Below are 14,053 nucleotides of genomic sequence, written 5' to 3' on the forward strand. Positions count from 1 at the left end.
AAAGAGCTGCAAGTGACATCGACACAGTGGATTTTGATCGGGCTGGGCGTGCTGGTAGTGGCGCTGACTGTCGTCAGCATCATGGGCTGGCTGCCGTCGCTGCGGATCGTGCCAGATGATACCCATTTCGACTTCACCCAGTTCCGCCGGATCAGCTTTCCGATCTCGGCGGTGCTGTCGATCGTCGCGATCACGCTGTTCTTCACCCACGGGCTGAATTTCGGCATCGACTTCAAGGGCGGAACGCTGCTCGAGGTCAGGGCTCATTCCGGCGCGGCCGATATCCCCGGGATGCGCGACACGCTGAGCAAACTCGGGCTCGGTGAAGTCCAGCTCCAGCAGTTCGGCGGTCCGTCCGAGGTGCTGATCCGCGTCGCCGAACAGCCCGGCGGCGACGCCGCGCAGCAGGAGGCGGTGCAGAAGGTGCGCGGCGCGCTCGGCAATTCGGTCGACTATCGCCGCGTCGAAGTGGTCGGCCCGCGCGTCTCGAGCGAACTCCTGGCCTACGGCATGCTCGGCCTGATGCTCGCGATCCTAGGCATCCTGGTCTATCTCTGGTTCCGGTTCGAATGGCAGTTCGCACTCGGCGCGATGATCGCCAACGTCCACGACATCGTGCTGACGATCGGCTTCATGTCGATCAGCCAGGTCGATTTCGACCTCACCAGTATCGCGGCGCTGCTGACGATTCTCGGCTATTCGCTGAACGACACCGTGGTGATCTACGACCGCATCCGCGAGATGCTGCGGCGCTACAAGAAGATGCCGATGCCGCAGCTTCTGAACGAATCGATCAACTCGACGCTGTCGCGCTCGATCATCACCCACGTTACGGTGACGCTGGCGCTGTTCGCGCTGCTGCTGTTCGGCGGCAACGCGATCCACTCCTTCACCGCGGTGATGATGTTCGGCGTGGTGCTGGTGGGCACCTACACCTCGATCTTCATCGCAGCCCCGATCCTGATCTATCTCGGCGTCGGCACGCATCGGCTCGACGATCCGTCGGAAAAGACCGAAAGGTCGGAGAAGGCCGTGGCGGTGGCGACGCCCGAGGGCGCCGCGATTCCGCAGACGGCCGAGAAGCCGAAGAAGCCTGTGAAGTCGGGGAAGCGCTGAGCTTTGGCGGAGCGCCCGGAGATCCCGCATTTTCCGCGCACGGCCTCGGTCGAGGCCTACGGCAAAGGCGGGTTCTATTTCGGCGAGATGTCGCATGTCGGCTCGCTGCTGTTCCTGCCCGACGCGGTGTGGGGCTGGGACGTCACCCGGCCCGAGCAGATCGACCGCTATTCGCTGCAGCGCGCGTTCGACAACGCCAACGCGATCGACACGCTGATCGTCGGCACCGGCACCGAGGTCTGGATCGCGCCGCGTCCCTTGCGTGATCAGCTCCGCGCCGTGGGCATTGTGCTGGACGTGATGCAGACCGGGCCGGCGGTGCGGACCTACAACATCATGATCGGCGAGCGCCGCCGCGTCGCCGCCGCGCTGATCGCGGTGCCATGAGCGCGAGCGGCGACGGCGACGCCGACATGGCGTTCTGCGCCGAGCTGGTGCGCAGCCACGATTTCGACCGCTACGCCGCGACGCTGTTCGTCGAGCCGCCGCGCCGGCGCGCGCTGCTGGCGCTGTACGCCTTCAACGTCGAGGTGGTGCGCGTCCGCGACCAGGTCAGCCAGCCGCTGCCGGGCGAGATCCGGCTGCAATGGTGGAGCGACACGCTGGCCGGCACCGCGCATGGCGGCATCGAGGGCAATCCGGTCGCGGCCGAATTGCTGCGCGCGACCGGGCAGCACGGATTGCCGGTCGCGGCTCTGGCGCAACTGATCGAAGCGCATCTGTTCGACCTCTACAACGATCCGATGCCGACGCTCACCGCGCTCGAGGCATATGCCGCCGACACCGACGGCGCGCTGTTCGCGCTGGCGGCGCGGATCCTCGATCAGGGCTCGGAGGCGGTCGATCATCTCGCCCGCCATGCCGGGGTGGCGCAGGGGATCGCGCGCGCGATCGCGCGGCTGCCGATCGATGCCTCGCGTCGGCAGTTGTTCGTGCCGCTCGACCTGCTTGAGCGCCACGGCAGCAACGAGGCCGACGCCTATGCGGGCAAGGAGACCCCCGCGCTGCGCCAAACGCTCAATGATCTGGTCGACGTTGCGCTGAAACATCTCGACGCCGCTCAGCAACTCCTCTCCGAGGCGCCGCCATCAGCGCGCCGCGCTTTCCTGCCGCTGGTACTCGTCCGGCGCGATCTCGACCGGATGGCGCAGGCCGACAGCGACCTGTTCGCGCCGCAAGAGCGTTCGCGGCTGGCGACGCTGTGGACGCTGTGGAAGGCGTCGCGGACGCGCGTTTTCAGAATGTAGTGCGGCCCTCCAGAGCTTTGCGACAAGCAAAGAGCCGTCATCCTGAAGTGCTCGCCATCTTCGGCGAGCCTCGAAGGATGCGGAGACGGGCACTTGCGGCCCATCCTTCGAGGCCGCCGCTGCGCGGCGGCGCCTCAGGATGACGGAGTAACAAGTGGCGCCTCAGTGAAGTCGGTCCACGGCTGGCTCACGCCGCCGCCGGCAGCTTCAGGCTTGCGGCGATCCAGCCGTCGAGATCCGCCAGCGCGCGGGCGCTGAGGGCCTGCTTCTTGGCGACCGATTTCTCCGGGCCACGCAGCTTCTTGCCGTCGGGGCCGTGGGTCGGCGCGTTGGCCAGCGGCGGGAACAGGCCGAAATTGATGTTCATCGGCTGGAAGGAGCGCGGGCCGGCGTCGATGGTCTCGATATGGCCGCCGGTGATATGGCCGAGCAGGGCGCCGAGCGCGGTGGTCGGCGGCGGCAACGCCAGCGGCTGGCCGACAGCGTCGGCGGCGGCGGCGAGCCCGGCGACAAGGCCGATCCCAGCGGATTCGACGTAACCTTCGCAGCCGGTCATCTGCCCGGCGAACCGCAGCCGCGGCGCGGCGCGCAGGCGCAGGCCCGCATCGAGCAGCTTCGGCGAGTTCAGAAACGTGTTGCGATGTAGCCCGCCAAGCCTTGCAAATTCAGCGTTTTCCAGCCCCGGGATAGTGCGGAAGACGCGTTGCTGCGCGGCGTAATTCAACTTGGTCTGGAAGCCGACCATGTTGAACAGCGTGCCGAGCTTGTTGTCCTGGCGGAGCTGCACGATGGCGTAGGCCTTGACCGTCGGGTTGTGCGGATTGGTCAGGCCGACCGGCTTCATCGGCCCGTGGCGCAGCGTCTCGCGGCCGCGCTCGGCCATCACCTCGATCGGCAGGCAGCCGTCGAAATACGGCGTGTCCTTCTCCCAGTCCTTGAAGTCGACCTTGTCGCCGGCGATCAGCGCATCGACGAAGGCGTCGTACTGCTCGCGATTCATCGGGCAGTTGAGATAGTCGGCGCCGGTGCCGCCGGGGCCGGCCTTGTCGTAGCGCGACTGAAACCAGGCGATCGACATGTCGATCGAGTCGCGATGCACGATCGGGGCGATGGCGTCGAAGAAGGCCAGCGCCGATTCGTCGGTCAGCGCGCGGATCGCCTCGGCCAGCGGCGCCGACGTCAGCGGGCCGGTGGCGACGATGACATTGCCCCAGTCGTCCGGCGGCAGGCCGGCGATCTCCTCGCGGCGGATCTCGATCAGCGGATGCTCGGCCAGCGCCTTCGTGACCGCGGCGGAGAAGCCGTCGCGATCGACGGCCAGCGCGCCGCCGGCCGGGACCTGATTGGCATCGGCCGCGCGCATCACCAACGAGCCGAGCCGGCGCATTTCGGCATGCAGCAGCCCGACCGCATTGTTGGCGGCATCGTCGGAGCGGAACGAATTGGAACAGACCAGCTCGGCGAGGCCGTCGGTCTTGTGCGCCTCGGTGGTCCGGTGCGGCCGCATCTCGTGCAGCACGACGCGCACGCCGGCGCGCGCCACCTGCCAGGCGGCTTCCGAGCCGGCGAGGCCGGCGCCGATGACGTGAACGGGGTGGGTGAAAGCGGGCGGGGTGGGGGGCGCGGTCATGCTCATGGCGCTACAGCTAGCGCGTTTGCGCCCCGGGTCAATTCCGTTTCGGCCCTCGCGGCCAGTTCCGCAGGCGGATCAGCGCGGGCAGGATACGACAACGCCCGCAGTGATGCGGGCGCTATCCGAGAACAGTTCGGGTCGGACGGTCAGCCATTGAAGTGACCGGACGCCACGCGCGGGATGTCCGAGCGGTCGAGTCCGATATCGGCCAGTTCGCGATCGTTGAGCTGGGACAGTTCAGCGAGGTTGCGCTGATAATCCCGGAACGCCCGGAGGGCGCGGATGAGCGAAAGCAACATGGGAGATCTCCTTATTCCACGGTTCAGTTCTTCGTCGGCCGAACCGTTGAAAGGAATATAGGGCAGAGTCGCCGGTATCAGCAGCGTAAATGCTGCACCGCAGCTAAGCGATAAGGACATACCTTTGGGAAGGAATGATTAAGAGTTTCGCGCAGAGCTCTGTGGCTTGCGCATGGTCCGACCGGGCGGCGCCGACGCACCCTTTGCGGCCATTGGCTACCGTTTTCAGCAATATAGTGCAATGAGATGCACGAAAGCGCGGAATCGGGCCGGGCTTTGCGTCAAGGGGATGAACTCAATTTCCGGTCGGCGAGTTAATCGATCAAGTAAATCTCCAAATTTCCCATGCGTTAAACGCATGCTGAACGAGTGTTCATGCCGAATCCTCATTTGATGTACCGCAATGCACAACACAGAAATGCCACCGGCGCCCGGGGCGGCCGGTGGCAAGGCTGCAGCGTGCGTCCGAGACGCCCTATTTTCCCTTGCGCTTCCACTGCAGCAGCGTCGCCGGGAAGTCGGCCGCGGAACGCTTGATCGGGCTCGCCGCGGGACTCTGCGGCGGGTTTGGATTGGGCTCGATCACCTTGCGGTAGAGGTGCCACGTGGCATGGCCGAGCAGCGGGATGACCACCGCCAGGCCGAGGAACGCCGGCAGCGAGCCGAGCACCAGCAGCGCCGCGACGATCAGGCCCCAGACGGCGATCTCGAGCGGGTTGCGGGCGACGACGCGCAGCGACGCCGTGACGGCTTCGCCGACCCCGGCCTGACGATCGAGCATCATCGGAAACGCCACGACGCTGACGCACAGCGCCGCCACCGCGAACAGGAAGCCGACGCCGCAGCCGATCGCGATCAGGCTCCAGCCTTCCGGCGTGGTCAGGACGCGGGTGACGAAATCGGGGATCGCCGCAGCGGGCGCATGGCCGAAGGTGGACACGTAGATCCCCTGCGCGGTCGCGATCCACACCACGAAGACGGCGAGCAGGATCGCGCCGAGCCCGAGCATCGCGCCGAACGACGGCGAGCGCAGCACGTCGAAGGCGTGCCACGCCGAGGCGTCCTCGCCGGCTTCGCGGCGGCGGCTCAACTCGTAGAGGCCGAGCGCCGCGAACGGCCCGATCAGCGCGAAGCCGGCGGCGAGCGGAAACAGCAGCGGCAGCACCGAATAGCCGAGCACCAGCCGCGCCAGCACCAGGCCGAGCACCGGATAGATCACGCACAGCATGACGGCGTGGCTCGGCACCGCCTTGAAGTCGTCCCAGCCGCGCCGCAGCGCGTCGTGCAGATCGGCAAGAGCGATGCGGCGGACCGGCGGCTCGGCCGCCGCGCCGATCGGACGGGCATTGTCGGCTTTGGCAGGGTAGATCGTGGCCATGCGCGTTTCTCCCGTGTGGGCACATGTGATGGGCACGTGCTGTGAACCGGATCCTTCGCCGGTTGACGGCGGGCCGGACCTCTCTGGGCACGGAAACGATCAGGAGCATTGCAACCAGACGCGAGAGCAACGAGCGAACTGGTCCTGTGACCTGGGCTTTGCCGCGACCTGTGACGGTAGCCTAACGCCGAACGCACCCTGCGGTTACTCACGCTTCGGTGAGAGCCGGATTTGTCGCGGCGTCGGACGGGGAGTTAGTAGCCGCGCCGATTAGTTCCACCGGGGCCGGCTATTTGCGTGCAGCTGCGAACAAATAATTAGTTCATTTGCGCTGCACCATATTGGGCTTCACGGCGTTGACATATTTGGCAAGCTCACCGCGACGCGGTAGCTTCGCCTGCCGGGCGCGGCGCATCGTCGTGCCCCCGCCAAGAGTCCACTACCTGGAGAGACCAATGAGCATTTTCGGCAAGATCATGGGCGCAATTTTCGGCAGCAGCGCAGGCGCCGCGCCGGGCGGCAGCGCGGGCACGACGCCTGCGGCTGCAGGGACTGCACCGGCGCCGGGGAGTTCGGGAGCAACCGTCGACGTCGCCCCGATCCTCGACCAGGCCGTGAAGGCCAAGGGCGAGAAGCTGGAATGGCGCACCTCGATCGTCGACCTGATGAAGGCGCTCGATATCGATTCCAGCCTGTCGGCGCGCAAGGAGCTCGCCAAGGAGCTCGGCTACACCGGCGACACCGGCGACAGCGCCACCATGAACATCTGGCTGCACAAGCAGGTGATGGCCAAGCTCGCCGCCAATGGCGGCAAGGTGCCGGACGATCTCAAGGACTGATCAGGGCGCGCCGGGTGCGATCGAGAGCCCGCTCGCGCGGGCTTCTCTTCGGCCGCACGCGGCGACCATGCGACGTCGACCCGACGCGAGGACCCGATGCGAGACGTCTATCGCGTCAGGTCGGCATATTCCGGATGGGCGTCGAGATAATCGGCGACGAAGCCGCAGCCGGCGGTGACCTTCAGCCCGTCGGCGCGAATCAGATCCAGCGCACCGCGGATCAGGCCGGTGGCGATGCCGCGGCCGCGTAGCGGCGGCGGCGTTTCGGTGTGGGTGATGACGACGTGGCCATTGGCGCGCCGATAGTTCGCAAAGGCGATCTCACCATAGGCATCGAGCTCGAAGCGGCTTTGCGCCTTGTTGTCGCGCACGCTGGCTGCGATCGTCGTCCCGCTCATGGCGTCCCCCTTGGTTCAGTTTCAGTCGATGATTTCAACCGCCACCCCGGCAGCATCAATGGCCTTCAGGTTGGAGTCGCGCCGCTCGATGTCAAGGGCGCCGCGGCATCGCCATGCGTGCATGCGCAAGCCGATCGTCCAATATCCCGCCGCGGCCGGCAGATCGATGCTATTGAGCACGCCAGCGCCGCATCGGCGGCATCGGATCAGGAGCGAATCATGGCCAACGAAAAGGGCCCCAACGTCAAGAAGAAACAGAAGTGCAAGAATTGCGAAGGCAAGGGCACGCTGAAGAAGGGCGACAAGGTCGTGACCTGCCAGCGCTGCAAGGGCACCGGGCTGCGCTAGAGCCGTTCTGTCTCCGATGGAATCAGCACTGGCGTTCTGGGATACTCGCCACAGGCACAACCTCATGGTGAGGAGGCGCGAAGCGCCGTCTCGAACCATGCGCCGCCGGCACTGCATCGTCGCCCCATCCTTCGAGACGCCCGGCTTTGCCGGGCTCCTCAGGATGAGGGGTCAGTGCATCTGGCAAGGGCCATATCGCTTCAATCAATCGATGAAACGCCTAGCTCACAGCCCCTCGTCGGGAATGTTCAGCACGGTGCCGCACGCCTTGCAGTGCACCGCGTCGGCATCGTGGCGCTGCAGACCGCAGATCGGGCAGGGGAAACGCACCTTGTTCGGGCTGATCAGCGCGCGCGCCAGATTGAAGAACAGCGTGACGCCGAAGATCATGATCGCGACGCTGATCAGCCGGCCCGCCGTGCCCGGCAGCGTGATGTCGCCGAAGCCGGTGGTGGTCAGCGCGGTGACGGTGAAATACAACGCGTCGGCATAGTGGGCGATCTGTGGATTGTGCGAGCGCTGGGTTTCGTAGACGATCGCCGTCATCACGAAGATGAAGACCCCCAGATTGGTCACGGCGATCACGACTTCCTCGTTGCGCCGGAAGAAGTCGCTGTCGTTGCGCAGCCGCGACAGCATCTGGTAGTCGTGCAGCAGCCGCAGCGTGCGCAGAATGCGCAGGAAGCCGCCGCCCTCGCCGGCGAGCGGCGCCAGGAATGACACGATCGCGACGATGTCGGTCCAGGTCGCGAGCCGGGTGAAATCCCTCATCCGGTGCCGGCTGATCAGCAGCCGTGCGGTGAAATCGATCAGGATCAGCGCGCCGAACACCACATCCAGCGCCTCGACGACGTCGTTCGACGGCACGAAGGAGGTGCCGATGATGAACAGCACCGTGACGATGTCGAACGCCAGCACGCCATAACGAAACACCACGCCGCGCGGCGACGCGCCTTCGTAGAGTTCGCGCAGGAAGGTCTTGAAATCGGCATAGGCCATGGCGGCAGTATTGGACCGGGCGGGGCGGGGGAGGCAATGGCGTTCTGATCGATACCCAGCGCCGCAGGGCGGATCAGCGCGCCGCGCGTCATCCGCCGGGAAGCCATTCCCGGTCGCGAGGCGGTGGCGGATGACGGCGCTGCGCGCCTGATCCGCCCTACCAAGCCCCTCTCGGCTGCCCCCCTCAGCCGCAGTTCCAGACCGGCCCGATCGGCGTTTGCGTCCAGCACGGCCCGAAGCTGCCGCCATTGTAGCGGCCGCGGTAGAACCCCGGGCGGCCGAGATAGCGCCATTCGCCGGACCAGCCGCCGTTCCAGCGATAATATTCCGGCGTCGGATCGATGTACCACGGCCGCTTCGGCCGCAGCATCGCCCGCTGCGAGCGGGACAGCTTCTGCATGAACAGCGGCACCGAATTGCTCGGCGGCTGTACATAGCCGGGCAGGCCGGTGCTCTGGGCCCGCTTGGCGTGCTTCTTGGGCGAAGCAGCCGAGGCGGCGGCGGGAAGGAGGGCGAGGGCGATTGCGAGCGTGAGGGCGGTGAGGCGGGTCATGAGGGGAGTTTAGACGGGCGGGGGCGGGAGGGCGAGACACATTCGGGTGGGGGGGCGGAGGCCACGCTGGCCGCCCGTTTGAGTACAGCAAGAGCGGGGAGTTCAGCAGCCCGGATGTCGCGCCCACTCACCTAGGCAGCATTGCCGCCTTGTCAGCCAGGGGCGACACTTACTCAACCTTGTAACTCTCACGATTCTGAAGTCCTATCGCCAAGTCCTTCGCTTCAGTTAGGGCACCAAAAACTCCCATTTTCATGCTTTCATTGTCGGATTTTGCGATTATCGAATTCGCTTCGTTTAGAATATCTACTGCTTCAGTTGCAGCTTGAAGATCAGAAGTTGTCGCTGCGATTTTGCTCAGGGCCAAACCAATTCCCCATTGAGACATCGCCCACTTCAGAGGTGCATGTCCGATCGTATGAACGGAAAGAGCCTCCCTATTAACAACGATAGCATCTTGCCAATGTGAGATATCATTCGTGATCAAACCGAGCGAGCTTCGCGCACTCCCGATATTGTTCTTGATTTGAGCCCACCTGACCGGATAGCGACTCTTTTGAGTCAACGCTAAAGCGGCCTCTGCATCCTTGATTGATTGCTCGAGCGGCTCTGCTCGATTCAACAGCCGGCCAAGATCTGCGTGAACGGCAGCCAAATTCATCAAGATCATAGCCCGATTGCATTCCATCGTGGGGTCAAGCGCCTCAAGTGCCTCATTGAATGCCCCAATTGATCTATCAAGATAGTCGCTACTCGCCTGCCTCTGTCCGATGCGCATGAGCGCATTTCCAATATTGTTCTTTATCCCCGCCCAATCTGCGGGACGCTCTTTCCGATCAATCGCGCTTAAGGCGATGTTAAATCGTTCGAGCGCTTCCTCAAGTTTGTCCGTGCCAAGCTCCCGTTCGCCGAGTTCTAGAAGGGTTGAAGCTAGGTTGGCCTGAGCCGCAATCCAAACTTGCGGCGCGATGTCGCAGCTATCACGATCCAGAACCTCTCGGTTCATTTTCGCAACTTCGAGGAGATTCTCGTTTGTGGGCTCCAGTAAGGCCAGAGAATAGACTGCCGAACCTAAGTTATTATGGGCCTTGCGATGGCGGTCTGGAGCAATTTCGAAAGGGGCTATTGTCTTGGCTTTCCGCCAGATCAATATCGATTCTCGCAAAGCGTCCTTATTGCCGAACTCTTCGCCTTCGTTCTGCAGCGCATTGGCTTGCTTCACAAGATACTCGAATGCGCTGATAGGATCACCAGCAGAAAGCAATGCGGCCTGAGCGTATTTTTCGCTAGCGGGAATGTTGGAAATTTGCAGTTCGAGAACGCGCCCCTGATCCGCAAGAATCTCCGCTTCGCTTCCCGATGCTTGACATCTATGCGCTTGAGCTAGCAGTCGACCTTCTTCTAATGCGCTATAAGCTCCAGAAAAATCGCCGGCGTCAAGAAGCTCAAGAGCCTTTGTTCTCATAGGTCGCAGCTCATCGAGATGCTTGTTGCCGAGTCGTTGTCGCAATTCATCGAGAGTGCCAATTAATTCAACAAAACGATTTGAGATCTCTTCGTCGGAGACTTGGTGCTCGCCGAGATTGGCCAATATCTTTCGGAAGGGCGCCGGATCGAGTCCCCTATGCCGCGCAACCTCTGCAGCAAGAGAATGTACACTATCGACAACCGCCAAATTACCTTGTTCTATCAGATGACCAATTTCGTTTTTGTTCAATCCTATATTTATAGTGGTGTTGTTGATGTCTCCTCCAGCCGCGACAGAAGAATGGTCGGCGCTTGCGCTCCGCGCGAATTTGTATTTTAGGAGCTTGCAGAGCCAACCGAGCATAATTCCAGCCACATCATCCTATTGGCGGCAACTAAAGTATCTCAATTTTGCTATCTCGAATATCTCGCCCGGCGGATACGCTTTTGTTAGTTGAGCTAACGAATGGCTCTTGAGTTTTCTTTCTAGTCGACCACCAGAATTTGAAGGCAGCCCAAATCGCGCCGATGACTGTAATCAATCCTCCCAAAAGCCAACTCACTAGCTCCCGATTCGAATTGTCGCGCAAGAAATCTATAACTTGCATCTTGCACCATCCATTTTCGCTTGCCAAAGCGAACAAGCCGCTCCAATCGATAGTTACTCCGCCGCCTCGTCCGTCTTCCGCTTCCCCGCCTTCGCCGGCCCCTTCTTCTCCAGCACCGGCTTCAAGAACTTCCCCGTGTAGCTGCGCGGCGCCTTGACAATATCCTCCGGCGGGCCCCAGGCGACGATTTCGCCGCCGCCGTCGCCGCCTTCGGGGCCGAGGTCGATCACCCAGTCGGCGGTCTTGATGACTTCGAGATTGTGCTCGATCACCACCACCGTATTTCCCTGCGCCACCAGCTCGTGCAGCACTTCGAGCAGTTTGGCGACGTCGTGAAAATGTAGGCCGGTGGTCGGCTCATCGAGGATGTAGAGCGTGCGGCCGGTGGCGCGCTTGCTCAGTTCCTTGGCGAGCTTGACGCGCTGGGCTTCGCCGCCGCTCAATGTGGTGGCCTGCTGGCCGACATGGATGTAGTCGAGGCCGACGCGGTGCAGCGTCTTGAAGGTCTCGCGGACGCGCGGCACCGCCTTGAAGAAGTCGGCGGCTTCCTCGACCGTCATGTCGAGCACGTCGGCGATCGACTTGCCCTTGAACAGCACTTCGAGCGTTTCGCGGTTGTAGCGCTTGCCCTTGCAGACATCGCAGGTGACGTAGACGTCGGGCAAAAAGTGCATCTCGATCTTGATGACGCCGTCGCCCTGGCAGGCCTCGCAGCGGCCGCCCTTGACGTTGAAGCTGAAGCGGCCCGGCTCGTAGCCGCGCGCCTTGGACTCGGGCAGGCCGGCGAACCATTCGCGGATCGGCGTGAACGCGCCGGTGTAGGTCGCGGGATTGCTGCGCGGGGTGCGGCCGATCGGCGACTGGTCGATGTCGATGATCTTGTCGATGTGCTCGAGGCCCTCGATGCGGTCGTGCGGCGCCGGCGGGTCGCTGGCGTTGTTCAGCTTGCGGGCGATCGCCTTGTAGAAGGTGTCGATCAGCAGCGTCGACTTGCCGCCGCCGGAGACGCCGGTGACGCAGGTGAACAGGCCGAGCGGAATTTCCGCGGTGACGTTCTTGAGGTTGTTGCCGCGGGCGTTGACGAGCTTGAGGGTGCGGCGATGGTTCGGCGGCCGGCGCGCCGGGATCGGCACCGACAATTCGCCGGTGAGATATTTGCCGGTCAGCGATTTCGGATTGGCCATCACCTCGGCGGGCGTGCCCTGCGCCACGATGTGGCCGCCATGGACGCCGGCGCCGGGGCCGATATCGAGCACGAAATCGGCGAGGCGAATGGCGTCCTCGTCGTGCTCGACCACGATCACGGTGTTGCCGAGATCGCGCAGTCGTTTGAGGGTGTCGAGCAGCCGGGCGTTGTCGCGCTGGTGCAGGCCGATCGACGGCTCGTCGAGCACATAGAGCACGCCGGTGAGCCCGCTGCCGATCTGCGAGGCCAGGCGGATGCGCTGGCTCTCGCCGCCGCTCAATGTGCCGGCGGCGCGCGCCAGCGTCAGATAGTTCAGGCCGACGTCGAGCAGGAAGCTCAGCCGGTCGCGGATCTCCTTGAGGATGCGGACGGCGATCTCGTTCTGCTGGGTGTTGAGCGCGGCCGGCACGGCTTCGAACCATTCGCCGGCGGCTTTCACGGAGAGTTCGGAGATGTTTCCGATGTGCTTGCCGCCGATCTTGACGCACAGCGCCTCGGGCTTCAGCCGATGGCCGTGGCAGGCCTCGCACGGCACGTCGGAAAAATACTTGCCGAGCTCTTCGCGCGCCCATTCGCTTTCGGTCTCGCGGAAGCGGCGCTCGATATTCGTCACCACGCCTTCGAACGGCTTCTTGGTGTCGTAGGAGCGCACGCCGTCTTCATAGGAGAACTTGATCTCGTCGTCGCCGGAGCCGAACAGCAGCGCGGTCTGGACCTTCTTCGGCAGGTCCTTCCATTTGGTGTCGAGGGTGAATTTGTAGAACTTCGCCAGCGCGGTCAGCGTCTGCAGGTAGTAGGGCGAGGACGACTTCGCCCACGGCGCGATCGCGCCCTTGCGCAGCGTCAGCTCCTTGTCGGGCACCACGAGGTCGGCGTCGATATGCTGCTCGATGCCGAGCCCGCCGCATTCCGGGCAGGCGCCGTACGGGTTATTGAACGAGAACAGGCGCGGCTCGATCTCCGGGATGGTGAAGCCGGACACCGGGCAGGCGAACTTCTCCGAGAACAGGATGCGTTCGGCGCCGGTCTTGTCGTGGATCTTGGCGACCTTCTTGTCGGCCTTTTTCTTCTTGTCGCCGGGCTCGTCCGGACCGGGCTCGACGGTTGCCGCCGGCAGCGCTGCGGGCGCGTCGGCATATTCGATCACCGCCAGCCCTTCGGCCAGCTTCAGCGCGGTTTCAAAACTCTCGGCGAGGCGCTGACCGATGTCGGGGCGCACCACGATGCGGTCGACCACGACGTCGATGTCGTGCGGGAATTTCTTGTCGAGCGTCGGCGCCTCGGCCAGCTCGTGGAACGCGCCGTCGATCTTGACGCGCTGAAAGCCCTTCTTCAGCCACTCGGCGAGTTCCTTGCGATACTCGCCCTTGCGGCCGCGCACCACAGGCGCCAGCAGATACAGCCGCGTGCCCTCGGGCAGCGCCAGCACCCGGTCGACCATCTGCGACACGGTCTGGCTCTCGATCGGCAGCCCCGTAGCCGGCGAGTAGGGCACGCCGACGCGTGCCCACAACAGGCGCATGTAGTCGTAGATCTCGGTGACGGTGCCGACGGTGGAGCGCGGGTTCTTCGAGGTGGTCTTCTGCTCGATCGAGATCGCCGGCGACAGCCCGTCGATCTGGTCGACGTCCGGCTTCTGCATCATTTCGAGGAACTGCCGCGCATAGGCCGACAGCGATTCGACGTAGCGGCGCTGGCCCTCGGCATAGATCGTGTCGAACGCCAGCGACGATTTGCCGGAGCCGGACAGGCCGGTGAACACCGCGAGCTTGTCGCGCGGGATGACGACGTCGACGTTCTTGAGATTGTGCTCGCGGGCGCCGCGAATGGTAATGGCGGTCCGGCTCGAAGCCACGGACTGCTGTTGGGGCGGCTGGCGCTTCGCCTTGATCACTTCGTCCATGCAGGGGTCCAGACGCGACGTCGCGCAGGTTGGGGCGCACAGCCGCGATCGTCCGGGCGGGCGCCAGTTGGGTGGAGCC

14 protein-coding genes are annotated in these 14,053 nt (G+C 63.9%); 5 read left to right on the top strand and 9 right to left on the bottom strand.

What is annotated here, in order from left to right:
- Positions 1–12: 12 nt before the first annotated feature.
- The 3 genes from secF to ACTZWT_RS04905 are packed head-to-tail and all read left to right on the top strand — an operon-like array spanning position 13 to position 2,363.
- Positions 13–1,116: a protein translocase subunit SecF gene (gene secF, locus ACTZWT_RS04895; RefSeq protein WP_444768597.1), complete on the top strand. Its 1,104-nt coding sequence runs from the start codon at positions 13–15 to the stop codon at positions 1,114–1,116.
- A 3-nt stretch (positions 1,117–1,119) separates the two neighbouring features.
- A complete protein-coding gene (locus tag ACTZWT_RS04900) occupies positions 1,120–1,503 on the top strand; it encodes an Mth938-like domain-containing protein (protein ID WP_444768598.1) in 384 nt (127 codons plus the stop codon).
- A complete protein-coding gene (locus ACTZWT_RS04905; RefSeq protein WP_444768599.1) occupies positions 1,500–2,363 on the top strand; it encodes a phytoene/squalene synthase family protein in 864 nt (287 codons plus the stop codon). The genes ACTZWT_RS04900 and ACTZWT_RS04905 overlap by 4 nt, the downstream gene beginning before the upstream one ends.
- A 187-nt stretch (positions 2,364–2,550) precedes the next feature.
- Here ACTZWT_RS04905 and trmFO read toward each other — a convergent pair whose 3' ends face one another.
- The 3 genes from trmFO to ACTZWT_RS04920 form a co-directional block, all read right to left on the bottom strand.
- On the bottom strand, positions 2,551–3,999 hold the full coding sequence (trmFO, locus tag ACTZWT_RS04910) for a methylenetetrahydrofolate--tRNA-(uracil(54)-C(5))-methyltransferase (FADH(2)-oxidizing) TrmFO (RefSeq protein ID WP_444768600.1): 1,449 nt from the start codon (positions 3,997–3,999) through the stop codon (positions 2,551–2,553).
- A gap of 143 nt (positions 4,000–4,142) precedes the next feature.
- Positions 4,143–4,295 carry a DUF1127 domain-containing protein gene (locus ACTZWT_RS04915; protein WP_444768601.1) on the bottom strand — a complete coding sequence of 51 codons (153 nt, stop codon included), beginning with the start codon at positions 4,293–4,295 and terminating at the stop codon, positions 4,143–4,145.
- A gap of 475 nt (positions 4,296–4,770) precedes the next feature.
- Positions 4,771–5,673, bottom strand: a complete 903-nt coding sequence (locus ACTZWT_RS04920; RefSeq protein WP_444768602.1) for a DUF2189 domain-containing protein — start codon at positions 5,671–5,673, stop codon at positions 4,771–4,773.
- Positions 5,674–6,128: 455 nt separating this feature from the next.
- Between ACTZWT_RS04920 and ACTZWT_RS04925 the strand changes: the two genes are divergently transcribed.
- On the top strand, positions 6,129–6,512 hold the full coding sequence (locus ACTZWT_RS04925) for a DUF3597 domain-containing protein (protein WP_444768603.1): 384 nt from the start codon (positions 6,129–6,131) through the stop codon (positions 6,510–6,512).
- A gap of 107 nt (positions 6,513–6,619) precedes the next feature.
- On the opposite strand, the gene ACTZWT_RS04930 is transcribed toward ACTZWT_RS04925, so the two are convergent.
- Together ACTZWT_RS04930 and ACTZWT_RS04935 are read right to left on the bottom strand one after the other, a co-directional pair.
- Entirely contained in the window at positions 6,620–6,910 is a 291-nt protein-coding gene (locus ACTZWT_RS04930; RefSeq protein ID WP_444768604.1) for a GNAT family N-acetyltransferase, read from the bottom strand.
- Between the two features lie 21 nt (positions 6,911–6,931).
- On the bottom strand, positions 6,932–7,090 hold the full coding sequence (locus ACTZWT_RS04935; protein WP_444768605.1) for a hypothetical protein: 159 nt from the start codon (positions 7,088–7,090) through the stop codon (positions 6,932–6,934).
- 39 nt (positions 7,091–7,129) lie between these two features.
- Here ACTZWT_RS04935 and ACTZWT_RS04940 point away from each other — a divergent pair, with 39 nt between their 5' ends.
- Complete coding sequence (locus ACTZWT_RS04940; RefSeq protein WP_011441608.1) at positions 7,130–7,258, top strand: hypothetical protein; 129 nt, start codon at positions 7,130–7,132, stop codon at positions 7,256–7,258.
- A gap of 225 nt (positions 7,259–7,483) precedes the next feature.
- Here the strand turns inward: ACTZWT_RS04940 and ACTZWT_RS04945 are convergent, their stop codons facing one another.
- From ACTZWT_RS04945 to uvrA, 4 genes are all read right to left on the bottom strand, one after another.
- Positions 7,484–8,257: an ion transporter gene (locus ACTZWT_RS04945; protein ID WP_444768606.1), complete on the bottom strand. Its 774-nt coding sequence runs from the start codon at positions 8,255–8,257 to the stop codon at positions 7,484–7,486.
- 184 nt (positions 8,258–8,441) lie between these two features.
- Positions 8,442–8,810, bottom strand: coding sequence for a hypothetical protein (locus tag ACTZWT_RS04950; RefSeq protein WP_444768607.1), 369 nt, complete (start codon positions 8,808–8,810; stop codon positions 8,442–8,444).
- A gap of 169 nt (positions 8,811–8,979) precedes the next feature.
- Entirely contained in the window at positions 8,980–10,641 is a 1,662-nt protein-coding gene (locus ACTZWT_RS04955) for a hypothetical protein (protein WP_444768608.1), read from the bottom strand.
- A gap of 297 nt (positions 10,642–10,938) precedes the next feature.
- Complete coding sequence (gene uvrA, locus ACTZWT_RS04960; protein WP_444768609.1) at positions 10,939–13,974, bottom strand: excinuclease ABC subunit UvrA; 3,036 nt, start codon at positions 13,972–13,974, stop codon at positions 10,939–10,941.
- Positions 13,975–14,053 lie beyond the last annotated feature (79 nt).

The organism is Rhodopseudomonas sp. NSM, from assembly GCF_052445935.1.
Taxonomy (GTDB): domain Bacteria; phylum Pseudomonadota; class Alphaproteobacteria; order Rhizobiales; family Xanthobacteraceae; genus Rhodopseudomonas.